The following is a 26,139-nucleotide window of genomic DNA, read 5'->3' on the forward strand; positions in this document are numbered from 1 at the left end:
TCTACGTCCTAACCGCCTTGACGGTTGCCATACCACACGCCCGAAAGAGAATTCCGGAAAATATCTCGAAATTGCCTGTCAATCAGGCTTTAGTTAGCAACAGTCATTTAAGATTTTAGGACGAAAAGGATAGATAAACCTCACAAACCATTCAGTTTTGCAGAAAATCTAAAATAGAGATTAAATTATAAGGAAGCAAAGACCCCCCAGCCCCTAGGCAGTCAAGTCCAATGTTCTCCTATAATAATTGCCCCAGTTAAGAGTGCTAACACCCAATTTCATGTCAGTCGCTCATGAGAACTCTCCGGATGGGGAAGCCACCCTACAGCTTGTGCTGTTTGTCGATGAGCGCCCCAGTTCCCGGAAACATATCCATCGCATCCGCAACTATCTGGAGTCCTTGAAACAGGACTATCCGTTTGAACTGATGATAGTGGAGGTGGGAGAACAGCCCTATTTAGCCGAACATTTTAAAATTGTCGCGACTCCAGCCCTGCTGAAAATTCATCCCCAACCCCGACAAACCTTGGCGGGAACGGATTTAGTAGGACAATTGAAGAACTGTTGGTCACGGTGGCAACGCTGTATAGAAGACTATCAAGCCGAGTTAACCCAGGAGGTTATGTCATCGGCTAATGGAGATACTTCCAGTGAGAATGGCTCATCCGCCAAACGATCCATGGCATCTGCCATCGAAGTGATTCAACTCACGGACGAAATTTTTCGCCTCAATCAAGACAACGCGGCACTGAAGGAAAATATCCATTTTAAAGACCAAATCTTGTCCATGTTAGCCCATGACATCCGCAACCCTTTAACCGCCGCATCCATTGCCTTAGATACCCTGGAATTAGGTCAAAACAACCCGAATCAATCTCCTCGCCCTGAACTAACCCCCCGGCTAAAAGCCCGGTTATTGGAACAAGCGCGTATCCAACTCCGTACCATTGATCGCATGATTACGGAAATCCTGCAAGCCGCCAAAGGCAGCAACGCCGACTTTTACGTTAAACCCCGCAAACTGGCTTTAGGACCCTTGTGTCAAGATATTCTCAATCAAATGCAGGAGTCGTTCCAACTCAAATCCCAGATTGTGGAAACAGATATTCCCCAGGATTTACCCTCTGTCCATGCCGATAGTGAGTTGGTGCGTCAAGTTATCGTCAATCTGCTAGACAATGCCAACAAATACACCCCAAAAGGGGGTAAAATTCAGGTTTCTATGCTGCACCGCACCACCCAAAAAGTTCAAGTCTCGGTCTATGATACAGGTCCGGGTATCCCCGAAGAAAATCGCGATCGCATTTTTGAGAATCATTTCCGACTCAAACGCGATCAAGGCGAGGACGGGTACGGGATTGGTTTATCCTTGTGCCAACGCATAATCCGCGCCCATTATGGTCGCATCTGGGTCGATTCCTCGCCCAAAGGTGGTGGCTGTTTCCACTTTACCCTACCCATTTATCGGTAAGCAGGCGTCGGGGAGATGGGGAGCTGGGGGAGATGAGGGAGATGGGGAAGATGGGGAAGATGGGGGAGATGGGGAAGATGGGGGAGATGGGGAAGATGGGGGAGATGGGGGAGATGGGGAAGCAGAGACGTTCCGATGAAATATCTTTTGTAGGGGCGGGTTTTACCGTTAACCTTTGGTGTTACCCTGATATAACTAAACCCGCCCCGACCTAACCATTCAATTATCACAAAGAACGAATGACGAATGACAAATGACAAATGACAAATGACAAATGACCAAAATGCGAACGACCAAAATTGAACGAGTACGCGGCGTCAACGATGTTTTGCCCGACGATTACGCCATTACTAAACAACTGGAAGATACCCTGCGTCAATGCTTCCAATCCTTCGGCTATCGTCCAATTGACGTGCCACTGATTGAATATACAGAACTGTATTTAAGGAAATCCGGTGAAGAAATCGCCCCCCGTCTCTATGACTTCATCTACCGCAACCGCCGCCTTTGCTTGCGCCCCGAATTTACCGCCTCTGTTGTCCGCGCTTATGTAGACAACCTGCAAGGCGTTCCCCAACCCATTCGCCTCTACTATGCGGGTTCCGCCTTCCGCTACGAACGTCCCCAGAAGGAACGCTACCGCCAGTTTAACCAAATGGGGATTGAACTGATTGGCGCGACTGGGGCGATGGCAGATGCCGAAATTATTGCGATCGCATCCCAAGGGTTAAATCGTTTAGGATTAAGCGGGTATCGCATCGTCTTGGGTCATATTGGTGTAATCTCTAAATTTCTGGATAATCTCCAGATCGAAAGTCGCCTGCGTAGCTTCCTACTCACCAACATGGAAATTTTACGCAAGGACGGCAAATCCGCCGTCGAACAGCGTTTGTGTGATATTTATCCCGCCTTTGCCCTCTATACCTCTAACCCCCAACTGAGTCCAGAACAAACGAACCCGGAAACAGTCCACAGCCAACGGTTGAGTCAACTCTTTCAGGGAATGGCAGAATCCGACGCCCAAACTACGATTCTGGATCTCCTAGACAGCATGAACATTGAATTGGCGGGTAATCGCGACGCCCAGGAAATTGTTGATCGCCTGCTGACTAAAATAAAACGCCAAGATCAAACCGAGAGGGTCAGTAAAGCGCTAGAGTTTATGAGTCAACTGGGACAACTTGTAGGAGAACCCACGGAAGTCTTAAAAGAAGCCCAAACTCTTCTCTCTGCCCATGGCATCGATGATGCTGGACTTGAACAACTGCGTGAGATTATTAACACATTGGAATTCTATGACCTAGACTCCAGTCAAATTAGTTTAGACTTAGGACTCAGCCGAGGATTACAATACTATACAGGCATGATTTTTGAAATCTATCATGGCGCTGGCAAGCAGGAGCGACAAATCTGCGGCGGCGGTCGATATGATGATTTAGTGGGAACCTTTGGCGGACGCCAAGATACCCCAGCCACGGGCTTTTCCTACGGGATGGAACGGCTGAGATTAGCCCTAGAAGCCGAGGGCAAAGTTTGGCAAGTACAGCGACAGGTGGATGCTTTGGTTGTTCCTGTCAGTCAAGATGATGCAGGTTATGCCATTAGCGTTGCCCAAAAATTGCGACAGATGGGATTAGCTGTAGCCATGGATCTTAGAGGTAAAAGCGTTTCGAGTAACTTCCAATACGCCAACAAACAAGGCATTCCCTACACTATTCTCGTGGGTTCAGAGGAACGACAAGCGTCAAAAGTCGTACTGAAGCAGATGGATTCCGGAGAACAGCAGCAGCTAACCGTAAGCGACGCCGCCAAACATATTCATGATGAATTAAAACATAAGACATAAGACAATAGAATTCACTGTTTACTGTTCACTGTTCACTGTTTACTGTTCCCTGTTCCCTGTTCCCTGTTCCCTGACCAATGACAAATTACCAATCACCTGTTCGCCTCGCTCTCCCCAGTAAAGGAGCGCTGGAACGCTCGACAAGCAGCCTCCTGTCAGCCTGTGGGATGAGCGTCTTTAGACCCAGCGATCGCCAATATTTCGGCTCGATTCCTTCACTCCCTCAAATTAATGTACTTTTCCAACGGGCTGCTGATATTTTCACCAAAGTTGAAGAAGGTAGCGTTGACCTAGGAATTACGGGCTATGATGTCGTCTGTGAAGAAGGCGTGGGTCATGATAATGTTGTAGTGATTCATGACCGTTTGGGTTACGGTAAATGTGAACTGGTATTAGCCGTTCCCGAAAGTTGGGTGGATGTCTCCTCGATTGAAGATTTAGCCGAACTCACCCTGCTATTTAAAGAAAAAGGTAAAACCCTGAGAATTGCCACGAAATACCCCAATTTAACTAGAGATTGGTTGTATGAAAAACTAATTGTCAACTTTTCCCTCGTCTCCGTCCAAGGCGCGATGGAAGCCGCACCCAGTATGGGGTATGCGGACATGATTGCCGATGTCACCAGTACGGGAACCACCCTGCGAGAAAACCGCTTGAAGCGGATTACTGGTGGGACACTGTTAAAGTCCCAAGCCTGTCTGATTGGCAATAAACGCCTCATCCAAGACGATCCCACGAAACTGGAAACGACGAAAACCATCTTAGAATTAATTGAGGCAAATCTGAATGCCAAAAAATATGTCTCAATCACGGCGAATGTTCGGGGTAAATCAGCCGATGAGATTGGCACTTATTTGGTCAATCATAGCGAATTGAGCGGTTTAACTGGGTTACGAGGACCCACGATTGCCAAGGTTTATTCTAAGGAAGACAAGGATTGGTATGCGGTAACGATTGTCGTTGAGCAAAACATGTTACTTGCGGCGGTTAATCATCTGAGAAAGGCGGGGGGAAGTGATATGACGATTACATCACCCGACTATGTATTTGGTTCCCAGTCTCAGAATTATCAGGTATTCTTGGAACGGTTAAAAGAAGATTAATAAACAGGGACATCCGATGAATACGATTGAAACGCAAGATAGAAAAGTTGCCAAAAGTAAGCTGAGAGACGTCCTGCAAACTTATGGAGGGGATACTAAACATGAGGCGGTAGCCGCAGCAATTGAACAACTAATATCCCTCAACCCAACAGCCGCACCTACTCGCCAGGAAACACTCATCAATGGAAATTGGGTATTAATTAATGCGCCTAACTTTCCTGATGGAGAACGGCGACAGGATGGCAAGTATGCTTACACATTGGGGCGGCTTGCCTTTAATATGTTTGAACCCAAACAACTCAAATTGGTTATTGATCGAGTTAGCCAACCTGTCATTCCTACAGGAAAAGGGCAACAGCGAACTCATGACATTATTGTGGAGTTTACGACTATAGACGAAAATATGACAACCTTACAAGGTATTGTTCAAAATTTAGGAACTTGCGAACCGATTCAGGATACGATGCTGCAAGTGCAGTTTACGGGTGGAATTTTGAAGCCAAAGCAGTCTGATGATTTAGAAGCATGGATCAACCAATTTGGCGATCAGTCTCATCGTTCAAAACCGAGTCTCAAAGACAGGTTAATGTCGAATATCTTTAAAATAATGTTGGGACTTGTTCCTCCTCAAAGCATGGATCATAAAACAGGAGAAGTCTCATTCAAAATGAAGCGATCTCCCAAGGGTAAGCTGGAACTGCTTTATCTAGATGAAGAATTACGGATTACACGAGGGGAAAAGGGTACTGTTTTAGTCTGCGAACGGCAAAACTGATTTTATTTCCCCATAGATTGTAGAGACGTTGCATGCAACGTCTCTACGGTTTAAAAGAGGCTAGTCAAACATAGTAATACCAAGTTGCAGCCTAATACCAAATCCCGGTTAGCCACCCCCTTTATAATCTAGTCCGCGCAGGCGGACTTTGTTTATGTAGCTGCGACTTCCAGTCGCCAAGACAAAAGCAAAAATGGGGTTTCAACGGCGGATTTGGTATCATCAATTCTCTGGTATCAATCCGCGTTCTAGGCTTTACTTTTAGCGCGAATTTTGGCAGGTTCATAGTAAACCGGAGATCCGTGATCAGCGACAAAATGGCAAGCCCAGTAAGAACGAATAAAACTCTTCCAAATTGACTCATTTGAGCAGCGATAATACTCGCCTAACACGGGCTTAATTGCTTCAGTTGCTGTCTTCAAGTGATAGTGGGGCATATTCAAGAAAATATGATGCGCCACATGAGTCCCGATATGATGATGAATGGGATTAATAAAGCCGTAATCCCGATCAATCGTTGATAATGCCCCTTTCAGGAAATACCAATCATCTCCCCGATACCAGGGAATATCCGGTTCGGTATGATGCATGAACGTGACCAAATCTAGCCAGATGACAAACACAACATAAGGAACCAGGTAGTATTTCACCAGAAATAGCCAACCGAACTGAAACGTCAGTCCCCCTAAAAAGGCAATCATTAGCACCCAGAGAACCGAACTGGTGACAATATCCCATTTTTCCGAGGGGCGGAATAACGGACTATTGGGCGTAAAATGGGAACCTTCGCGATCAGGCGATCGCTTAAATAGATAGAGGGGATAAGCTAGCAATGGTAAATTATAGCGGAATAGCTTTTCATACCACGGCATCTGCTTATACTTAGTCTGAGATACCGGATACCAACTTTCATCGGTTTCCAGGCTACCCGTATTGGCATGGTGAGTTCTGTGACTGATGCGCCACCCGTGGAAGGGAACCAGGATGGGAATATGACACAGATGTCCAATCAGATTATTCAGCCATTTAATCTTAGAGAAAGAGCCATGACCACAGTCATGACCCACCACAAACAACGCCCAAAACATGGTTCCTTGCAGTACCCAAAAGATGGGGAAAAATAACCAAGAATCAAGCTTATAGGCGATGGCATAAAATCCTGCGATGATACCAATATCTAGAAAGAAATAACTGAGAGACTTCCAGACAGAGGGTTCAAAACAATAGGCGGGAATTGCCGTTTTCAAGTCTTGGAGAGTAAAGGGTAACTCTTCTTTTTTTGTGGATGGGGCTGTAATTGTTGCCGCCTTGAGAACTGTGTTTGATTGCACGAAACTTCTAATTTAATTGAAAAACCTACATTTAATCAACGACCTACCACACACAATATGCCAGGTAAACCGGGTAAATATAGGCTTGAATTACACAAGTTTGATTGTAACCTTTTATGACCTTAGTTGTTCAAATAAATCTGAAATTAGTGGATCAGATGTTTGTCAGCCAATGACTACGCTATCGCTTCGCGGCTCATCCCATTAGCACCAAAATAGCGTTTATGCCAGATGTTGCTTTTGATCCCCATAGCGATAACTTATAGTATCAGTCAATGTAAAACATAGTTGACACAATACTATAAATATGTATTCAGTAGTCAATCAGACGTAGCTCTAACACTATAACTAGATGTGTTGGTTTAGGCAACCTCAACCCAACCTACCATAAGAAAAGGGCGATCGCGTTCATCTTCATCCGGTGAAGCCGATCTAGCTTCTCACTATGAAAAAACTGATAGCACCCTTTTTCTAGCCATTTCAGTCAAATCGTTTTCGGTATCAATGATTACCTCAACGCACCATCATTCTGGGGACTGCCAAGGATTAGCCCACCTTGTATGAAGCTGGAAACATAGATGCTTGAGTCAGAGGAACTACAGCAACTTAACTTATAAGGTATAATTTTTGACAATTAAAACCATTCCCTCTAATGCTAAAGTTCTACTATAATCCAATTTCTGCTAATGCTCGCCGAGTCTGGGTGACATTGCTAGAAAAACAAATTCTATTTGAGCCAATTTTGGTGAATTTAGATGGAGATCACCTAAGTGATGATTTCACCGCCATTAACCCGCTTCAGCGAATTCCTGTCGTCATCGATAACGGATTTCGGATCGTTGAGTCGTTAGCAATTTTGGACTATAGCAATCCTATTTAGGTCGTGGCAATTTTCAAAAATGAAACCCTTGCTATACCTGGGTTTCGAGCATTTCGCTTGTTGCATCCTATTTAGGATTGCTATATTTAGAGGCGAAGTATCCAACGCCATCATTGATGCCTAATGAAATTGACGCGATCGCAACGGTTCGCATGGTAGAAATGATAGCAGTTAATGAACTTCAGCCGCTGATGATTCCGTTAACGAAACAATTAGTTGGACTAGAAGTCAATCCTGATCAAATTGACAAGGCTCGGCAACGCATAACGACGATCATCAAATTTTATGAAAATCTTTTAGCGGGACAGACTTACTTTGTAAACAATCAAATTACCCTAGCGGATATTGTAGCTGGAACATTGGTTCCCTCCTTACCTCAATTCGGTTTATCTCTAGACAATTACCCATCCATAAAAACATGGTCACAGCAGCTTGAGCAGCGAGAAACTTGGCAACAGACATCTGTGAAACCGGAAATGATTGAAGCCGCTATCCCAAATATGCGAGCCATTTTAGAGAAGCGATAATCTAGAGGATCTAGACATCCGCCCGGAGCCCGGAGTTCAAACTCCGGGCTAAAAGCTAAAGTCCATTAAAATGGACTAAAATTCTTATCCAGTCAGCTTTAGCTGACTTGAGCTTTGAGCCAGGGATTTGAATCCTTGGCTGATTGTTGCCACTGGTATAAGATGTGAATAAAAAAGGTGGATTGGATATGAGACAATCATAGAGATAAGGCTTCCCGTTCTACAAGCTAGAATAAACAATAAAACTGCCTAAGAGAGAAAAACGCCATGACTTACACCCCATCTAAACTTCTAACGTTCGATCAATTTATAGCAGAATACGGAGATAATCCCAGGTACGAACTTATTGATGAAGAACTACGAGACATGGAACCAACAGGTTCTCATGAAGAAGTTGCTGGGACTATTGCGGGTCGAATCTATGCCGAAATTATTGGTAATCAGTTAAACTGGCTAATTCCCAAAAGTTGTTTAATTAAACCCCTAGCGGCTGAAGCGACAGCACTACGCCCTGATGTCATTGTTTTAGACAAAGCCGAACTCAGCAACGAACCACTTTGGCAAAAAGAGCCAATTATTTGTAATGCCAAAACCATCAAACTCCTTGCTGAAGTTGTTAGCACCAACTGGCAAGATGACTATGCCAGAAAAGTAGAAGAGTATGCAGTTATAGGCATTCCCGAATTCTGGATTGTAGACTTTCGGGGATTAGGCGGTTGGCAATTCATTGGCAACCCAAAACAACCCACTTTTACAGTATGCCAACTCATTCAGGGGACGTATCAGCAGCAAAAATATCGCTTGGGAGATACAATTACATCTTACCTCTTGCCAAATTTACAACTAAAACTCGATGATGTTATGCCCAATTAATGGTTTTTGTTTTCCTTATGGTAATCAGTACACAGACAGATCCCCGACTTCTTGAAGAAGTCGGGGATCTTGCGGAAGAAGACTGTACCTCATCAACCAGCCAATCTGCTGTAACTATCCCAAAAACAGTTTATATGCCGGATTCTGGTTTTCATCCCAATAGCGATAACCCAGAGTATCCAAAAACCCTTGCAATTCCTCCATCTAATGGGGTGGAACCTGCATTCCCAGGAAAGTTTTTAGGGCTTATAATTCTCCTACTATTGCCAAAATTTGGTTATACAGAACTGGAGACACTTTAAACTGGTATGTAGCAATGAGTTCATCCATTAAAGGTTGAACCGCAGGAATAAACGATCGCTGTTTGGCTTCCACCAATACACCCAGTAAGCCAGTAATCCGGATACCTAGACGGTTCGCTGCTGTTCTACCACGACGCTCATCAATGAGTAACAAGTCAGCATTGATTTCCAGGGCTAAAGCAATCGCTTCAGATTCGCCTGGATCGAGTTGCACTGTAATTTGCAATTGCTCAACCATTGCGCGATCGCGAACAGATCGAACCTCAATCCATTGAAGAGTCTGTATTTCAACCGTTCCAGGAACAGGCGGATCGACCATTAATTCTTGGTAGACGGCTAGTGGAATGAAAATACAATCATAAAGCTGTTTAAGCAAGTGAAGATGTCCGATCGCCGCCAGGTTTGTTAAGACGGAAGTATCACTAATGACTATCACAGCCGCCCCAATTCCCGCAGGTTTTTTAGATCTATCTCAAAGTCTTCAACATCGTAGTTATAGAGGGGTATTTGGCGCTGTTTTAGCAATTCCCGGAAGGCACCATCTGACATCTGGGCTAAGTGACTGGCGTGACCAATCGTTAGCCGACCCGCTTGAAATAGCAATAGTGCTATTTCTTGTTTAAATTCGGCAGCTTCCATTTGACAGGCGCGAAGGGTTTCGTCAGAGATAATCACACTCATAGATAGTTGAAATATAGAAACCACTGCTCTTTTAGTATAACTTCTTCTTTATGGTGTCATCGGCTTTAATATTCACCCCTCTTAACCCCTTAGTAGAATCGCCTATCCCGATAGGTTGGGTTGACGCGCCGAAACCCAACATCTCTAGTCATAACTATCCCAAAAACAGTTTATACGCCGGATTCTGGTTTTCATCCCAATAGCGATAACCCAAAGTATCCAGAAACCCTTGCCATTCCTCCATCTCGTGCGGCGGAACCTGCATTCCCACGACAATGCGCCCATAATCTGCCCCATTATTCCGGTAGTGAAATAAGCTAATATTCCAATTAGGACTCATGGAACCAACAAACTTCATTAAAGCACCCGGACGTTCAGGAAACTCAAAGCGATAAAGTAATTCATTATCCGCTAAGGAAGAATGTCCGCCTACCATGTGCCGTAGGTGCATTTTTGTCAGTTCATCATCGGTTAAATCTAAGGTTTTGAATCCACACCCTTCAAACGCTTCTATCATCTTGGCGGCGTCACTGCGGTTGGCAATTTGAACACCGACAAAAATATGTGCCTCGTTTTCAGCAGAAATGCGATAATTAAACTCAGTTAGATTCCGTTTACCCAAGCATTCACAAAACTGACGCAAACTCCCCGGTTTTTCGGGAATTGTCACAGCAAAAATAGCTTCGCGACGTTCACCAAACTCTGCCCGTTCTGCCACAAAGCGGAGACGGTCAAAGTTCATATTAGCACCGCAGGCAACGGCAACTAAGGTTTGTCCCTGAATTTGCTCGCGTTCAACATAAGTTTTAGCGGCTGCGATCGCTAATGCCCCAGCGGGTTCTAAAATAGAACGTGTATCCTCGAAAACATCTTTAATCGCGGCACAGGTGGCATCAGTATCCACCAGAATAATCTCATCCACATATTGTTGACACAGGCGAAAGGTTTCTTCCCCCACTTCTCGCACTGCCACCCCATCAGCAAATAAGCCCACCTGGGGTAATCGCACCCGTTTCCCAGCTTTTAGGGATTGATACATAGCATCCGCATCCACGGGTTCAACGCCAATTATCTTAATGTGGGGATACAACCGTTTTACATACGCGGCAATCCCAGAGATTAATCCACCGCCACCAATTGCCACAAAAATAGCATGGATAGGTTGCTGATATTGGCGGAGAATTTCCATGCCAATCGTACCTTGTCCGGCAATCACATCCGGATCATCAAAGGGATGAATAAAGGTTAACCCTTTTTCGGCTTCCAGTTTCCGGGCAAAGGCGTAGGCTTCATCGTAGGTTTCTCCCTGCAAAACCACCTCTCCGCCACGGGCTTTAACCGCATTTACCTTAACTTGGGGCGTGGTTACGGGCATAACGATAATCGCTTGGGTGCCTAGCTGACGCGCAGCTAGGGCGACGCCTTGGGCATGGTTTCCGGCAGATGCGGCAATTACGCCCTGTGCCAGCATATCGGGGGGGAGTTGTGCCATTTTGTTATACGCCCCGCGCAGTTTGAAGGAAAAGACGGATTGCATATCCTCCCGTTTGAGTAGGAGTTGGTTATTCAAGCGGGCGGATAGGTTGGGGGCGTATTCTAGCGGGGTTTCTTGGGCAACATCGTAGACGCGGGCGGTGAGGATTTGTACTAGGTAGTCACAAAGCATGGGTAAACCGGGTGGCAGATGCAGGATGTAACGAAAATTTTACTTTATTGGCGTCGCTAGTTGTGGGGGGGAGGGTGCGATTATGCTTGATGATAGGTCAACGAGTTACGACGAGAGCAAAATTTAGAAGTCAACTAGCCCAAACTACAACGCTAAGGTTCATTGTGGGGCAGTTTGACTTAAGCCCCATGGCAGTAAAATAAGCATTTTTGGAGCACCGAAACCTTTGATATACCGTAGGATGGACAATGCCAACCAGCCTTAATTCAGTACCATTCGACTTAAGTCGTTGTTAGATCACGTTAGCTATAATAATGCATGTAATTTCTTCTTTAGTAGAACATCTCAAGTAAGCAAAGCCATGAAATGTAGTTTCATCTCTCTGTATCAAGAAACAATATCTCAGAAAAAGGTAAGTTCTAAACCTACAGATATATTGCTTGGTACTCAAACTAGAACAGATTCTCGTGAGGGAGTTGACCAAGATCCCTGGAATCGGAACACTCAGACTTTTACAACAGTACGAGGTAATTCTGATTCTGATGACTCACCTATACAATTCGTCATAATTCCGCAATAAAAAAGTTAGATGATAATAGTTCTCTCGAATTCCTTAGATGTAACATCAGATTATGTTTGTTCTAGATTAGAACACGAAGGATTGGATTACATCAGATTAAATACTGATCACTTGATTGAAAAAACGGAGTTACTCTATAAATTTAATTACCTTTTACTTTCTATAGACAATCAAACGTTGACACCAGATAAGGTTAATTCAGTATGGTACAGGAGACCACAACCCCTGAGATTACCAGAAGGTAAAAAGTTTGAGAAAGGCGAACAAGCACATGCCCTTAGTGAGTGGAGTGCAGCAATTGAAGGTTTTTTATCTCATATTCCTACTCATTATTGGATTAATCATCCAAGGAACAATGCTTCAGCATCATCCAAGCTAGAACAACTGAGTCGTGCCAAAAAGTTCGAGCTTACGATTCCACGAACCTTAGTTACTCAATCTTTTGAAGAAGTTATCCAGTTTTGGACAGAATGCAATGGGAAAATAGTAATTAAGCCAATTTCCCATGGATATATTGAAAGAGATAATCCTCAAGAAGATACAGTAATTTTTACGAATGAATTTACGCTGGATAAACTAAAAGAAAATCGTGATATTTTGTGTCTATGTCCCACTCTATTTCAGGAGAAGGTAAAAAAAATATGCGATGTTAGAGTCAATGTTATAGACAAAGAAGTAATTGCTACTGCAATTTACGCCTCTGAACGAGATAAATTGCAAACTATTGATATCCGCAGAAACAATATGCAATACGTGAGATATGAATCCATAAAATTACCCTATTCATTAAAAATAAATCTCTTAGATATTTGCCGTTCTTATCAACTAAGATTTGCAGCTATTGATATGGCAATTAATACAGATTATGAATGGTTATTTTTTGAAATAAATCCAAATGGTCAGTGGGCTTGGCTGGACTTGGAAGGCGTAACAGATATTGGGAGTATATTGTTAAACTCAATGCAAAGCCCTTCTCTATAATTTAGATATGAATTTCTCTGCTTACATTACATGGATATTGATGCGCTGCGCTATAGTCGAATGTACTTTATCAGAAGTTCAGCATAGACAATATGAGCCTGAGATAAAGGTTGATACGATTCCTGAAAAATTGCAAGTCACTGACGATAAAATTAATTTTCTCAAAAATAAAAATGATGAAATAAAAGATCGTAGAGATAGGGTAGATACCAAAGCGCGTACTTTGTTGACCTTAACTTCTATATTACTTGGTTTAATTTCTAGCGTCACTAGCATTGCATCGGCAAAATATGTCGGCATTTGGGCAATTATTCCTCTTATTTTGCTATTTGTCACTATATTTTTACTTACTGTATATTTGGGAGTTGATAGGAGTCAAACAGTTGATTATAGCTATATTTTTGCGGAATCAGAATCAGCTAATAGGATGCTATGTAATGATAGGCTTATGTCGCAAAATTACAATGGGCGTGTGACGGATTTCATGCTTGATCTATATCGAGCTGCTTTACGATATTTTTCTCTGGCGATACTATGTATTATGATTCTGGGAATTTGGAACATTTTATCTAATGATAGTAACTGGTTCACCAAAGAGGTTAGAGACTATAAAACACAATCTGCCTTAAAAGACAATACCCTTACTTGCCAAAAATTTATGAATGAAAGTAAAACTAATAAGGCGACGGTTTCAAAGCCGGATTAAGTATCCTCTGTTCATATAATAACAAATTATCCCTCTTTAGCTATCTCAGACGTAACCAAATCTATCAGAATAGATCTCTCAGAATTCTCCCACTATTGCCAAAATTTGGTTATACAGAGCTGGAGAAACTCTAAACTGGTATGTAGCAATGAGTTCATCCATTAAAGGTTGAACTGCAGGAATCAACGATCGCTGTTTGGCTTCCACTAATATCCCTAGTAAGCCAGTAATTCTGATACCTAGACGGTTCGCTGCTGTTCTACCACGACGCTCATCAATGAGTAACAAGTCAGCATTGATTTCCAGTGCTAAAGCGATCGCTTCAGATTCACCTGGATCGAGTTGCACTGTATTTTGCAATTGCTCAACCATTGCGCGATCGCGAACCGATCGAACCTCAATCCATGGAAGAGTCTGTACTTCCACTGTTCCAGGAACAGGCGGCTCGACCGTTAATTCTTGGTAAACTGCTGTTGGAATGAAAATGCAATCATAAAGCTGTTGAAGCAAGTGAAGATGTCCGATCGCCGCCAGGTTTGTAAAGACGGAAGTATCACTAATAACTATCACAGCCGACCCAATTCCCGGAGGTTTTTGAGATCTAGCTCGAAGTCTTCAACATTGTAGTGATAGAGTGGTATTTGACGCTGTTTGAGCAATTCCCGGAAGGCACCATCTGACATCTGGGCTAAGTGACTGGCGTGACCAATCGTTAGCCGACCTGCTTGAAATAGCAGTAGTGCAATTTCTTGTTTAAATTCGGCAGCTTCCATTTGACAGGCGCGAAGGGTTTCGTCAGAGATGATAACACTCATAGTTTAAATATAGAAACCACTACTCTTTTAGGATAACTGCTCCACTCCAGCCAGAAAAGAGAGTGATGCTCCAGCAAAGGCAACTATTAATTGAGTGTTTAATAGTTGGTTCATAATTATTTTTCCCAATTCAACAGGTATAAAAGGGTGATTAGTGGGGTGAGCATTGAACTCATTTTATGATCGGTGATCTCAGACATTACTCAAAACCAGGTTATCTCGATGCACAACTGTTTCCGCCCCACCATAGCCCAAAATTTCGGGAATGTCGGCTGATTTATGTCCCCGAATTTTCTGTAATTCCAGACTGCTGTAGTTGACCAATCCTCTAGCCATTTCTACGCCATGACTATCACAGAGTTGTACCGCATCCGAGGCGTTAAAATTCCCCTCAATTGCGGTAATTCCGGCGGCTAATAGAGACTTACCCCCTTGACAAATTGCCCTGACTGCACCCTGATCTAAATACAACTTACCCGCCGGAACTAAACTGTGAGCAATCCAACGCTTACGGGCGTTTTCGGTTCGTGGTTGGGGGGCAAATTGCGTTCCTAATGGTTCTCCCTGTAAGATTTTTTCGATCGCTTCGGGGTGTCGCCCTTGGGTAATCACGGTTCTCACTCCCGCACTTGTGGCAATTCTGGCGGCGGTAATTTTGGTTACCATTCCTCCTGTTCCCCACTGAGAACCTGCTTTCCCAGTTTGTATCTGAAGTTCGGCTAACTCTTCCATGCTGTTCACCAGGGTAATCGGTTCAGCATCAGGGACTTGACGCGGATCAGCCGAATAGAGTCGATCAACATCGGTTAATAAGAATAACCAATCGGCTTCGATTAAACTCGCCACCATAGCCGAGAGGGTATCGTTATCGCCAAATTTGAGTTCCTCGACAGCGACGGTATCATTTTCATTCACTACGGGAATGACACCAAGCTGCAATAGTTCTCGAAATGTCGCGTAAGCATTAACATAGCAACTGCGCTGTACCAAGTCTTGGCGGCTTAACAAAATTTGCGCGATCGCTTGCTGAAGACTGGAAAATAAATCATCATAGACTCGCATTAACCGTCCCTGACCCACAGCCGCGACAGCTTGCTTGAGTGCGAGGGTTTGAGGACGAGTCTTTAATCCCAATCGTCCACACCCAACTCCCACTGCACCAGAGGTGACTAAGACTACACCATACCCAGAGGAACGCAACCTAGTCAGCGTTTCCACTAGCATCGCAATCGTTGACAGCGCTAGCTGACCCGTTTCTGGATGAGTCAGACTGGATGTACCCACTTTGACAACAATTGTTTCGGTCATTTGTCATTTGTCATTTGTCATTTGTCATTTGTCATTCGTCATTCGTCATTCGTCATTCGTCATTTGTTGAAGATGACTTGCACTCTAATCGGGGCGGGTTTAGTGATATCAAGGTGACAACCCAACGTTAGTGGTAAAACCCGCCCCTACAATTCCCCAGCTCCCCCAGCTCCCCCAGCTCCCCCAGCTCCCCCAGCTCCCCCAGCTCCCCCAGCTCCCCCAGCTCCCCCAGCTCCCCCAGCTCCCTCTGCTTCCCCAGCTCCCTCTGCTTCCCCTCTCAACACAATAGAGCGCTACGTCCTCAACTAAGGGATATAGCGCTCGCTATGGAATTATAACAGGTGTTTTTATTATGGTTAGGGTCTTTATAATGGCTGACCCCATTTGAACTATTATCAGAATCTCATGATTTTCTGACTGCCTGCTTTTTCATAATCTTTTCTTTATATTTCAGTTTGTCTTGATTTATCTTTTTTTGTAAAGTTATGTTGCTTACTGGGCAATGATACGCCAAGAATTTGAGTGACCCAGACTTCAAAATCGCGAATGGGAGAAGAATAGGCAGTTTGAGTGGGGTCTATCATGGGTTCGACGAGAATGGTAAACATGCCGAGTCGGTTTCCGGCTAAGACATCTGTAAATAAGCGATCGCCTACCATGGCTACTTGTTCTACGGGCAAATTCATAGCGGCGGCGGCTTGTTTTAATTTGCGTCGGGATGGTTTACCCGCACCGTGTAGATAAGGCAGATTCAGGGAGTTGGCAATCCCACCAATCCGTGTCTCACTCAGATTATTACTCACCAGCCACAGGGAGGCGATGGGTCTAATGTCTTCCACCCACGCCCTGAGTTCTTCTGAAGCTTGGGAGGCTTTCAGGGGAACCAAGGTTTCATCCACATCCAGTACTAATCCTTTAAGTTGATAGTGTTGCAGGATATCTCGAGTCAAACTCAAGATTGGACCTCCCAGAACTAAGTCGGGTTCTAAATTTGATACCCACGCCATCTTTTCTAAGTTTGATACCCAAGACATAAGCCGTGATTTGTCCTCAGCCAATAACTTTATTCCCACCGAATGGTTGTAGCAGCGTTCCTGCTTCATCTAGCGTAGCAGTCTTCGCGATCGCAGCCTAGAACTAAAGTTCTGGCTTAAAGCTCAAACCCGTTTAAACGGGTTCAAAAATTTACCCAATAAGCTTCATTCTTAAGGTTGTTGAATTTGCTGCGCTTCCCGTTGTTTACGAATGGCGTCTCTTGCCGCTTCATGGGCTTCTAATGTTTTACTAAATAAGTGAGTGCCATCATAGCGGGCGACAAAAAAGAGATAGTCGGTTTGTTCGGGATTGAGTGTGGCTTTTAAACTGTCTAATCGGGGACTGCCAATCGGGGTAGGTGGTAATCCTTGATTGAGATAGGTGTTATAAGGCGACGGTGTTCCCACTTGGGCGTAAGTTAGGGGTTGATCTGCTGTTTGACGAAAGCCTAATCCATATTCAACCGTCGGATCAGATTCTAGTTTCATCCCTCGGCGGAGACGGGCAGTAAATACCCCGGCAATCAGGGGGCGTTCATCGGCAACCACTGCCTCTTTTTCTACGATACTGGCTAAGGTTACCCACTCATGTAAACTGAGTTGAGTTTGTTCTTGTTCCTGTTGATATACGGGTAAAGCCACCTGCTCAAATTGATTGAGCATTTGGTTAATAATTTGTTGGGGGGTGACGCGATCGCTCGGCAGTTGATAGGTGTCAGGATATAGGTAGCCCTCTAGGTGCGGTAAGTTACTGGGTAACCAGGGAAACTGATCGTCAGGAATCTGACTCGCCGCCGCCAGAAAGTCTTGGGCTTTAAAATATCCCAGGGATTCAAAATAGGTTGCCATCTGCTGGAGGGACCACCCTTCGGGAATCGTGAAGGAGAGTTGCATCACTTCACCCGTCCAAATTTTTTGGGCAACGTCGGGTAAGGGTTGACTGGGGGATAGTTTATAGGTTCCAGCTTTAAATCCACCGTCGGGATCTTGCAGTTTTAACCAATACCCCCAGAGTCTCCAGGCATTGGCTGAACGAATTAAACCCGCTTCTTCTAAATCAAAACCGATTTGTTGGGCGGCTGTTCCGGTGGGAATCTGGATTTGTAAGGTATTGGTTGATGCGTCTAAGGATTGATCGACAGGGGGAGACTGTACCCAACTCCACCATGCCCATCCCTGCCATAAACCGATTACCATGGTTACCGGGAGTAAGGCAAGATAATAAGACCATTTAGAGAATTGTTGAATTGTTTTATTTGTCATTTGTCATTTGTTATTTGTCATTCGTCATTTGTCATACTCGCTTGCGCGAGAAGCAAGCTACGCCATTCGTCATTTTTAATCTAAGTCTTCAAATAATAACTCTTCTAGCATGGGTTGGACTTTTTGAAATTCTTCGGGCGATAAGAGTTCTAATTGACCTTTGGAGTTGCGTTTAGCGAAAAAGAGTAGGGGATCGAGGGGGGTGTAAATTCCATACTCTTGTTCTTCATGGTAAAAATTCGCCAACAGTTGCAATTGTTCGGGTTCGAGTTCCACATCTTCTTCGGCGAGTTCAATACTGAGAATCTCCTCCTCATCCACGGGCGGAAGTTCACCCGCGACGGTTAGCGTAAATGCGGTGCGTTTCAGGATGAGATTTTGTTCGGCGAGAACGGCTTGAGCATCGGAAAAGATTTCATCGATTTCTGTCTCGTCTTCTACGAGGGTAGCATCCGCAAGATCGTCAGCCTGATCATCCTCATCCCAGGCGACAATTTCGACGGGGGAATCGATAGGGAGGAGGAGTAAATAGTCGATTCCTTCCACATTCAGAGAATGCTCGATTGAACAATTTAGCGATCGCCCCGCCTCATCGGTGAGCGTTACATTACTACTACTGTGACCAGATTGTCCATTTTCTTGGGGAAAGTCAGATGAGAACATGCCGTTTTTGTCAAGGCTTATGGAATATCAAAAACTTGCCGTACTCTGGGGATCAGGTGGCAAAGTCTTAGAATATCACGGCGCATGAACTCAAAATCATAATCTTCGATTATAGGTAGGGGCTGCTGAATAAGTGTTGTGGTGGGGAGAGGGAACAGGCAACAGGCAACAGGCAACAGTTTTATTGCCCCGTCTTCGGCAGATTCTGCATCGCATCTTCCCAAAATGCTCTTGATGTAGAACTTCCTTGGAGCCAAAACCTTGCACTTTCTTCAGCTTTAATAGCCTTCTAACCCTTGATGGCTAAGGGTTTCCGGCTTGTGCAGCAAATCCTCAGTAGATCCTCATCGATAGCACTACGGGGACACGATAGGATATCAGTTAATTTCAGAACAGGGAACAGTAACGAATGTTCTAACCCGCCCTAGTACCGCTGTATAGCACTATTTACTAAGGTTAGGACAAATTAAGAAAACTTAAAATCGCTCAATCCCTTGTCAGGTAAGCTTTTTTCTTCACTATTGCCTATTGCCTATTCCCTATTCCCTAGGGCGTAGCGCTATACAAACTCCACCTGACCCCGACACCCGAAGAGATGGCTTATATGTATAAAATAAAACCTGTTTTTTGTCAACGACCTAAAGGTACTCGAAAAGCATTACCTAATTTGGTAGAGTGGCGGCTGATGCTTTTGAACATGCCCAGGCTGAGGAGTTAGGAATGAATCAGACACTCAAAAATCGGGGGCAATTGCACGATCAGGCATCACCAACTGAGACTCAGAACTTGGCTGTGATCCACTCGTTCCTGAACCAATGGGACGTTGATGCTGATTTGGTATCGGAGTTTTGTCAAGGTTTAGAATGGTATGAATTTGAACTCGGTGATGACCTATTGAGCGATCGCGCCTCCAGCCAATCCCAGAATTCGGCTCAGTCTCAACTGAACCCGAATGACCTTTATTTAGTATGTCAAGGTCGGGTGCGGCTACTGGGTTACAATCCCAGCCAAAAACGTTATGTATCGGCGGGGGTACTCGAATCCGGTGAGAGTTTTGGCGCGGATACTCTAGTTGGCGATCGCACTTTACCCTATCAAGTCCGGGCGGTTAGTTCTGGTCTCGTGGCGCGGATGGCTAAAACCCAACTGCTGCAATGGGTTGAGCGGCTGCCTCTGCTGCAAGACTCCCTCACCTCAACCATTAGTTACCGCCAACGCCTCCTCTTTCTCAAAACCAATACCGAGTTAGCAGACATTCCCAGCCAGGATCTCCAGCAACTCCTTCCTTATTTAGATACCGAACAGATTCGGGCCGGAGAACCCCTCATCCAATCCACCCCACCCGACGCAGGTCGTTTCTGGTTGCGTCACGGTGACATTGCTAGTCAAGGGGATGACAGTTCACCCCCAGATATTGGCGACAGTTGGGGATATCCCCAAACCATCCCAGAGGATTGGATAGCCCAGACGGATTTATCGGTCTATCGACTCAGTACCGATCATTGGCAAACCGCTCAATCTATCGCCCCCATCCTCTCTCCAGACACCGAGGATGCAGAAAAATCTGAAAACGGACATATCCCACCCGCCGCCAAGAAAAAGGCGGTATTACCCGTCCAGAAAACCCGCAAGGTTACGCCGACTAAATCCCCTAAATCCGAACCCCAAGACCAATCAGAATCCGAATCCATCACCTTTCCCAAACCCAAACGTCGGATACGGCGGGCATTTTGGCGCGGGTATCCCTTTATCCAACAGCAGAGTAGTTCCGATTGCGGCGCGGCTTGTCTGGCGATGGTGGGACGCTATTGGGGGAAGCGATTTAGCCTCACCTCCCTGCGGAATCTGGCGGGTGTCGGGCGGACGGGTGCATCTCTATCCGCTTTAGCCAAAGCTGCTGATAATCTGGGATTTCAAGCCCGACCCGTACGGGCGTCTTTGAGTCGTTTAGCGGAAATCAAACAGCCCTGGATTGCTCACTGGGGCGGAAATCACTATGTTGTCGTTTACTGGTGTAAAGGCGATCGCATGCTGGTGGCTGATCCGGCGGTGGGAAAGCGCCAACTCTCTCGCCAAGCGTTTATTGAAGGTTGGACGGGTTATGCGTTACTCATCGAACCAACCGAACGCCTCAAAGAGGTGGAAAGTCAAAAAATCTCCTTCGGTAAATTTATCAGCGCCCTGTCCCCCTACCGGATGCTGATTGGGCAAATTATCTTAGCCTCTCTATTAATCCAGCTTTTTGGACTCATTACACCCCTATTTACCCAAATTATTCTCGACCGGGTGGTAATCCACAAAAGCTTTATCACGCTGCATGTTTTTGCCATTGGTTTACTCTTATTTGGCATTTGGCGTATCGGTATTAGAGCCACCCGACAGTATCTTTTAGATTATTTTGGCAATCGTATTGATCTAACCCTGATTGGTGGCTTTATTAGCCATACCCTAACCTTACCCCTCTCCTTCTTTGAATCCCGCCATGTCGGGGATATTATCACCCGTGTGCAGGAAAACCAGAAGTTGCAGCGTTTCCTCACCCGCAAAGCGATTACCGCTTGGTTAGATGCGCTGATGGCGGTGGTTTATATCGGGTTGATGGCGTATTACAACTGGAAGTTAACCTTAGTCGTCCTAGCAATTATTCCGCCCATTGCCCTATTAACCCTATTCGCCAGTCCCTTCCTGCGCCGGGTGTCGCGCGAAATCTTTAAGGAAGACGCCGGACAAAACTCGTCACTGGTGGAAATGATGAACGGCGTAGCAACAGTGAAAGCCAACGCCGCCGAACGGGAGTTACGTTGGCGCTGGGAAGACCGCCTGACCAAGATGCTGAATGCTCGATTTCGCGGTCAGAAACTGGCGAATGGGTTGCAATCCACCGGGGGTTTATTTCAAACCTTGGGAAATACGGCATTACTGTGGTATGGTGCAACCTTGGTGATCCAAGACCAACTCACCATTGGTCAGTTTGTAGCATTTAATATGCTGATTGGGAATGTAATCAGTCCAGTTTTGGCATTAGTGGGACTTTGGGATGAGTTGCAAGAAGTCACCGTATCCGTGGAACGCCTGAATGATGTCTTTGAGGCGGAACCGGAAGAAAGTCCCCAACATCCCTTATTAGTGCTTCCCCGACTACAGGGAGAGATTAAGTTTGATAATGTGACGTTCCGTTATTCCGACCAGCAAGAACGTAATACCTTACAGAATATTTCCTTTGAGGTAGAATCGGGGCAAACTGTGGCGCTTGTGGGTCGCAGTGGTTCGGGAAAGACGACGCTAGTCAATCTCCTACAAGGACTTTATCATCCCACCAGTGGGAGAATTTGGTTGGATGGGCATGATTTACGCCATGCGTCGCCCCAGTCGTTACGGGCGCAGCTAGGGGTGGTTCCCCAAGAGTGTTTCTTGTTTTCGGGAACGATTATGGAAAACATCACCCTTTATGCCGAGGATGTGACCTTAGATCAAGTGGTGGAGGTGGCGAAACTCGCCGAAGCCCATGCGTTTATTGAGGATATGCCCTTGGGATACCATACCCAAGTGGGAGAACGGGGGGCGAGTCTGTCGGGAGGACAACGCCAACGGATTGCGATCGCCCGGGCGCTTTTGGGTGATCCGAGGATTCTGGTGTTGGATGAAGCCACCAGTTCTCTAGATACGGATTCGGAACGGCGTTTCCAGCAAAATCTGACTCGGATTAGCCGCGATCGCACCACGTTAATTATTGCTCACCGTCTATCCACAGTCCGCCATGCCGACTGCATTTTGGTTTTAGATAAAGGCATTTTGGTTGAACAGGGGAATCACGACCAACTGATCGACCAAGGAGGACTTTATTATCACCTAGCGCAGCAGCAGCTTGATTTGTAAGTGGGTGGATACCTTTTGTAGAGACGTTCCGCTGGAACGTCTGGAAGCTGGGGGAGATGGGGGAGATGGGGGAGGTTAACTCAAAACTCTACCTTACCTATTGCCCATTGCCCATTGCCCATTGCCCATTGCCTATTCCCTGTTCCCTGTTCCCTAACAGATGACAAATGACCAAAAAATATATCCCCCTAAAGGTGAATTCATTTCGACTTCATAGTCACCTAGTATAAAAAGTGACAGAATGCCAGTGTTTCCCAGTTCGGACTAGGCAACTTGAGTAAAGCCAACTCTTTTCTAGAGGAGCAGCCTAGATCGAACCGTTCAATCAATTTTTTTGCCGAATAAGCATCACGTCTTAGTTGGCGCGTGGGCGACGTTTGGCAAAATTGATCAAGTGGGAAATGCTAGAGGAAAGTTAATTAAAACTAAATGCACAGCCTTTCATTTTACTTTGTTTTGGGTGAAATGGCAAGAGGAAAATGAAGTTTGTATATTTTTATTACAAAAACGACTGTTTGCGTAAAAAGGCACGTTGAAAACAGAGAAAGGATCAGTAGTTCAAAGCTAGAAAGTTATACCTTTATGGCTGGGACTAATGAAACATCTCAATCAAAAGTTCTGAGACTCTATAAGGGTGGTTGACAATGAAGAAAGATATCATACCAATTCGCTCATTGGGCTTTTCTAAGCCGTTTGCCCCTGTCCCCGATTCGGTTTTTGACTCAAACAGCAATGACATTCAGAATCTCAGTGGAACTGAATCAGCCTGGATCTGGGGGGGTGTAGCTATCCAGGAAAGAGATGCCAAATCCCAGACCCCGGCTCATAGCCCAGATACCTCTGACTCAGGAACCTCACCGACAGCTTCTGCCCATCAGGATCATTGGTCTACATCCTTACAGGCTGTGCTGGATCAGCCCCCCTCTGCACTTCCCCGTTACCTGATATTAGGTGGAGTAATGTTTTCCTTGGCGTTTGTAGCTTGGGCAACATTCGGAAAAATAGATCAAGTCGGTTACGCCAGAGGGCAGTTAGTCCCTAAAGGCGATGTCTATAAAATTCATCCGGTTGCTGCGGGGAAAATTGAGGCAATTCACATTGAAGAAGGTGAGATAGTTAAAACCGATCAGGTATTAGTGGAACTGGATCACCAAATTGCTCTGGCTGAAGTTAAGCGCCTGGAACAAGAGCAAGCATCCTACCAAACGGAATTGAGTCAAATCCAAGCCCTGATTGAAAAAACTCATCTGGAAACGCAAACTCGTGCCGCGATTGCCCAAGCTCAAATAAAGGCTCAAGAAGCCGCGATCACTCAAGCCAAGGCGCAAGCAAAGGCTCAGGAGGTAATGATCGCTCAGAACCAGGTGAATGCAGCCAACCAACAACAGCTACTGAGTGAATTGGAGGATGATGCCACTGCCCAAAAAATTAGACTCCAACGGTTAGAACCCTTGCTGGAAGATGGTGCGATCGCGGCTGAAGTGGTGTTTCAACGGGAGCAAGCTTTGCGCGATCGCCAGCGCACGATTACCCAAACCGAAGGTGAACTCCAGCAAACCTTAGCTGAATCTCAGCGACTCCAAGCCGAGCAACAGCAAGCTTTAGCCCAAGCTGAGCAACTCCAAGCGGAATTAACCCAGAAGCAAGCCGAAAAGAATACAGCGCTGCTAACCGTTGAGCACAAAATTAAGGAACTTGAGGTTCAAAAAACCCAGCTACAAGCCAAAATTGATCAGACAACCAATCTGCTCAATAAAGCTAAAACCCAGTTAAAACAACTCTCCCTCACGACTCCCGTCGAGGGAGTTGTCTTATCCCTTCACGTCTCCAATGCTGGTGAAGTCGTCCAATCGGGACAAACCATTGCTGAAATTGCTCCCCAAGGGATGCCCCTAGTACTTTCAGCCAGCTTACCTAACCAAGAAGCCGGTGGGATTAAGACAGGAATGCCCGTGAAAATCAAATTCGATGCTTATCCCTATCAAGATTATGGGGTGATCGGGGGCAAAGTTACTTTTATCTCCCCAGATACCAAGCCAGATGAGCAACTTGGGGAAGTTTATAAAATCGAAGTGACCCTTGATCGCTCCTCGGTCAGCGCTAACGGTGAAACTATCCGGTTGAAAGCGGGTCAGACGGGTACGGCTGAAATTATTGTCCGTCACCGCCGCATTGCAGACATCTTGCTCGACCCGATCCGGCAGTTGCAAGAAGATGGCATTAACTTATAGAGCTTCACTGAATGAGACCTGCCTTTGCACTCAAAAGATACTCTGATAGTAAGCATCATGGCACAGCCAATTTATTCTTCCAAGACCAGTGGTAACAAAGCGATTGAACCCGATCAACTTAACCCTATCATCGATGCAATCCTTGATGGTAAGTATTCTTGGGCTTGTTATTTGCTTCTTCGTTATGCGGGTTACAATCCTGTACATTACCTGCCATACCGGACTTACCGCCGATTGGTCAAAGAAAACGAGCAAGCTTCTCAAGAGGAGAACGATGCAACCCATGCAAGTCACCCAAATCGCCAGTCTTCTGGAATCAAGTTAAATAGTAAATACTCAGGAAAATCCTTGAGCCAGATTAGTGATCTGCCTTATCTAGAGGATGTCAGCGAAAAACAAGCGCAGATACGAGGTAGCGGGGCAAACCCAGGATTACTATCCAATTCACTCCAGATGGAATGGGTTCGGTCTAAAATCCAAGGTTTTCTGAGCTTGAACTGAATCATTAGCATTCCCGTCAAAGCAATACCTGTCTAATTCTTGAAGGCAACTCCTTATCCTCGGGAGTTGCCTTCGTCCATAGTACTGTTACTTTCTCTGTTTGCCTTCTCTTCCTTTGCCTGATACGCCGTAACTGGCTATCAGTCTCAGTCTGAGCTACCTCGATAAAACTTCATAAAACTTTACACAACTCTGCCAAAATGGCAGCCGCTCACCAGGGATTAACATTACTATTAAATTCACAACCAAAAAAAAGACAGAAAGCTGGTTGTAAAAATACCATCACTTAGATACTTAAGGAGATCCATCTCATGATTATTTCGGATTTAGAACACTTGGAATTTGTTGGTGAAGCCAACAAGATTGAAGGTGGAGATGCCTTTAGTGAATCGGATGCTTTTGCTTCGGCATCAGCCTTCGGTCAGTTCTTCTCCGCTACCGACACCTTCACGTCTACATTTACAAGAGCTAGCTCTTCCTTCTTTGGCTCTACTTCCTCTTCTTCTGCCAGTTATAGCTCAGACAAGGCAGCGTTTTAATTTCAGCATCTCATCCAAAAGCTAGACTTGAAAAAGTTCAAAAATATTTGTTCTGAATTGACACAGGGAGTTCCCATGATTATTGCTGATTTAGATTATTTGGCAGACGTTTGTGAAGCCAACAAGATTGAAGGTGGAGATGCCTTTAGTGAATCGGATGCTTTTGCTTCGGCATTTGCGAACGGTC

The 26,139-nt window shown here is 45.2% G+C and carries 24 protein-coding genes and 1 pseudogene; 14 read left to right on the forward strand and 11 right to left on the reverse strand.

Annotated elements, in window-relative coordinates; all coding sequences use genetic code 11:
* Positions 1 to 280 precede the first annotated feature (280 nt).
* The 5 genes from RID53_RS28275 (at position 281) to RID53_RS28295 (ending at position 5,195) form a co-directional block, all read left to right on the forward strand.
* On the forward strand, positions 281 to 1,471 hold the full coding sequence (locus tag RID53_RS28275; protein WP_446391264.1) for a histidine kinase: 1,191 nt from the start codon (positions 281 to 283) through the stop codon (positions 1,469 to 1,471).
* Entirely contained in the window at positions 1,434 to 1,610 is a 177-nt protein-coding gene (locus RID53_RS28280) for a hypothetical protein (protein ID WP_446391265.1), read from the forward strand. The genes RID53_RS28275 and RID53_RS28280 overlap by 38 nt, the downstream gene beginning before the upstream one ends.
* A 135-nt stretch (positions 1,611 to 1,745) precedes the next feature.
* The gene (hisZ, locus tag RID53_RS28285) at positions 1,746 to 3,317 is read left to right on the forward strand and encodes an ATP phosphoribosyltransferase regulatory subunit (RefSeq protein WP_446391266.1); all 1,572 of its coding nucleotides are present in this window, start codon (positions 1,746 to 1,748) and stop codon (positions 3,315 to 3,317) included.
* A gap of 77 nt (positions 3,318 to 3,394) precedes the next feature.
* Entirely contained in the window at positions 3,395 to 4,420 is a 1,026-nt protein-coding gene (gene hisG, locus RID53_RS28290; protein WP_446391267.1) for an ATP phosphoribosyltransferase, read from the forward strand.
* 16 nt (positions 4,421 to 4,436) lie between these two features.
* A complete protein-coding gene (locus RID53_RS28295; RefSeq protein WP_446391268.1) occupies positions 4,437 to 5,195 on the forward strand; it encodes a PAP/fibrillin family protein in 759 nt (252 codons plus the stop codon).
* A gap of 248 nt (positions 5,196 to 5,443) precedes the next feature.
* On the opposite strand, the gene RID53_RS28300 is transcribed toward RID53_RS28295, so the two are convergent.
* A complete protein-coding gene (locus tag RID53_RS28300) occupies positions 5,444 to 6,526 on the reverse strand; it encodes a fatty acid desaturase (protein WP_446391269.1) in 1,083 nt (360 codons plus the stop codon).
* Between the two features lie 652 nt (positions 6,527 to 7,178).
* On the opposite strand from RID53_RS28300, the pseudogene RID53_RS28305 reads away from it, so the two are divergent.
* Together RID53_RS28305 and RID53_RS28310 are read left to right on the forward strand one after the other, a co-directional pair.
* Positions 7,179 to 7,933 (forward strand): annotated as a pseudogene (locus tag RID53_RS28305) (glutathione S-transferase family protein).
* 267 nt (positions 7,934 to 8,200) lie between these two features.
* The gene (locus RID53_RS28310) at positions 8,201 to 8,806 is read left to right on the forward strand and encodes a Uma2 family endonuclease (protein ID WP_446391270.1); all 606 of its coding nucleotides are present in this window, start codon (positions 8,201 to 8,203) and stop codon (positions 8,804 to 8,806) included.
* Between the two features lie 246 nt (positions 8,807 to 9,052).
* Here the strand turns inward: RID53_RS28310 and RID53_RS28315 are convergent, their stop codons facing one another.
* The 3 genes from RID53_RS28315 to ilvA form a co-directional block, all read right to left on the reverse strand.
* A complete protein-coding gene (locus tag RID53_RS28315) occupies positions 9,053 to 9,544 on the reverse strand; it encodes a DUF3368 domain-containing protein (RefSeq protein ID WP_446391271.1) in 492 nt (163 codons plus the stop codon).
* On the reverse strand, positions 9,541 to 9,789 hold the full coding sequence (locus tag RID53_RS28320; protein WP_446391272.1) for a UPF0175 family protein: 249 nt from the start codon (positions 9,787 to 9,789) through the stop codon (positions 9,541 to 9,543). Before RID53_RS28320 ends, RID53_RS28315 begins: the two co-directional genes overlap by 4 nt.
* Before the next feature lie 154 nt (positions 9,790 to 9,943).
* Positions 9,944 to 11,455 carry a threonine ammonia-lyase, biosynthetic gene (ilvA, locus tag RID53_RS28325; protein WP_446391273.1) on the reverse strand — a complete coding sequence of 504 codons (1,512 nt, stop codon included), beginning with the start codon at positions 11,453 to 11,455 and terminating at the stop codon, positions 9,944 to 9,946.
* A 589-nt stretch (positions 11,456 to 12,044) separates the two neighbouring features.
* Between ilvA and RID53_RS28330 the strand changes: the two genes are divergently transcribed.
* Together RID53_RS28330 and RID53_RS28335 are read left to right on the forward strand one after the other, a co-directional pair.
* A complete protein-coding gene (locus RID53_RS28330; protein ID WP_446391274.1) occupies positions 12,045 to 13,016 on the forward strand; it encodes an MvdC/MvdD family ATP grasp protein in 972 nt (323 codons plus the stop codon).
* A gap of 7 nt (positions 13,017 to 13,023) precedes the next feature.
* A complete protein-coding gene (locus tag RID53_RS28335; protein WP_446391275.1) occupies positions 13,024 to 13,722 on the forward strand; it encodes a hypothetical protein in 699 nt (232 codons plus the stop codon).
* Positions 13,723 to 13,800: 78 nt separating this feature from the next.
* Here the strand turns inward: RID53_RS28335 and RID53_RS28340 are convergent, their stop codons facing one another.
* The 7 genes from RID53_RS28340 to RID53_RS28370 form a co-directional block, all read right to left on the reverse strand.
* Positions 13,801 to 14,292, reverse strand: coding sequence for a DUF3368 domain-containing protein (locus RID53_RS28340; RefSeq protein WP_446391276.1), 492 nt, complete (start codon positions 14,290 to 14,292; stop codon positions 13,801 to 13,803).
* Positions 14,289 to 14,537, reverse strand: coding sequence for a UPF0175 family protein (locus RID53_RS28345; RefSeq protein WP_446391277.1), 249 nt, complete (start codon positions 14,535 to 14,537; stop codon positions 14,289 to 14,291). Before RID53_RS28345 ends, RID53_RS28340 begins: the two co-directional genes overlap by 4 nt.
* Before the next feature lie 192 nt (positions 14,538 to 14,729).
* The gene (gene proB / locus RID53_RS28350; protein WP_446391278.1) at positions 14,730 to 15,845 is read right to left on the reverse strand and encodes a glutamate 5-kinase; all 1,116 of its coding nucleotides are present in this window, start codon (positions 15,843 to 15,845) and stop codon (positions 14,730 to 14,732) included.
* Between the two features lie 146 nt (positions 15,846 to 15,991).
* Positions 15,992 to 16,129 carry a hypothetical protein gene (locus RID53_RS28355; RefSeq protein WP_446391279.1) on the reverse strand — a complete coding sequence of 46 codons (138 nt, stop codon included), beginning with the start codon at positions 16,127 to 16,129 and terminating at the stop codon, positions 15,992 to 15,994.
* 159 nt (positions 16,130 to 16,288) lie between these two features.
* Positions 16,289 to 16,852 (reverse strand): YqeG family HAD IIIA-type phosphatase, encoded by a 564-nt coding sequence (locus tag RID53_RS28360; RefSeq protein WP_446391287.1) that lies wholly within the window; start codon positions 16,850 to 16,852, stop codon positions 16,289 to 16,291.
* Between the two features lie 198 nt (positions 16,853 to 17,050).
* Entirely contained in the window at positions 17,051 to 18,142 is a 1,092-nt protein-coding gene (mltG, locus tag RID53_RS28365) for an endolytic transglycosylase MltG (RefSeq protein ID WP_446391280.1), read from the reverse strand.
* A gap of 75 nt (positions 18,143 to 18,217) precedes the next feature.
* Positions 18,218 to 18,805 (reverse strand): DUF3727 domain-containing protein, encoded by a 588-nt coding sequence (locus RID53_RS28370; protein WP_446391281.1) that lies wholly within the window; start codon positions 18,803 to 18,805, stop codon positions 18,218 to 18,220.
* A 720-nt stretch (positions 18,806 to 19,525) separates the two neighbouring features.
* On the opposite strand from RID53_RS28370, the gene RID53_RS28375 reads away from it, so the two are divergent.
* The 5 genes from RID53_RS28375 to RID53_RS28395 all read left to right on the forward strand — a co-directional run bounded on the left by RID53_RS28375 (position 19,526) and on the right by RID53_RS28395 (position 25,952).
* Positions 19,526 to 22,681, forward strand: coding sequence for a peptide cleavage/export ABC transporter (locus RID53_RS28375; RefSeq protein WP_446391282.1), 3,156 nt, complete (start codon positions 19,526 to 19,528; stop codon positions 22,679 to 22,681).
* 334 nt (positions 22,682 to 23,015) lie between these two features.
* Complete coding sequence (locus RID53_RS28380) at positions 23,016 to 23,204, forward strand: hypothetical protein (RefSeq protein WP_446391283.1); 189 nt, start codon at positions 23,016 to 23,018, stop codon at positions 23,202 to 23,204.
* A gap of 121 nt (positions 23,205 to 23,325) precedes the next feature.
* Positions 23,326 to 24,912 (forward strand): HlyD family efflux transporter periplasmic adaptor subunit, encoded by a 1,587-nt coding sequence (locus RID53_RS28385; RefSeq protein WP_446391284.1) that lies wholly within the window; start codon positions 23,326 to 23,328, stop codon positions 24,910 to 24,912.
* Between the two features lie 57 nt (positions 24,913 to 24,969).
* Positions 24,970 to 25,413: a HetP family heterocyst commitment protein gene (locus RID53_RS28390; RefSeq protein ID WP_446391285.1), complete on the forward strand. Its 444-nt coding sequence runs from the start codon at positions 24,970 to 24,972 to the stop codon at positions 25,411 to 25,413.
* A gap of 311 nt (positions 25,414 to 25,724) precedes the next feature.
* Positions 25,725 to 25,952, forward strand: coding sequence for a hypothetical protein (locus RID53_RS28395; protein WP_446391286.1), 228 nt, complete (start codon positions 25,725 to 25,727; stop codon positions 25,950 to 25,952).
* Positions 25,953 to 26,139 lie beyond the last annotated feature (187 nt).

The organism is Coleofasciculus sp. B1-GNL1-01, assembly GCF_040220235.1.
Classification (GTDB): Bacteria; Cyanobacteriota; Cyanobacteriia; order Cyanobacteriales; family Coleofasciculaceae; genus Coleofasciculus.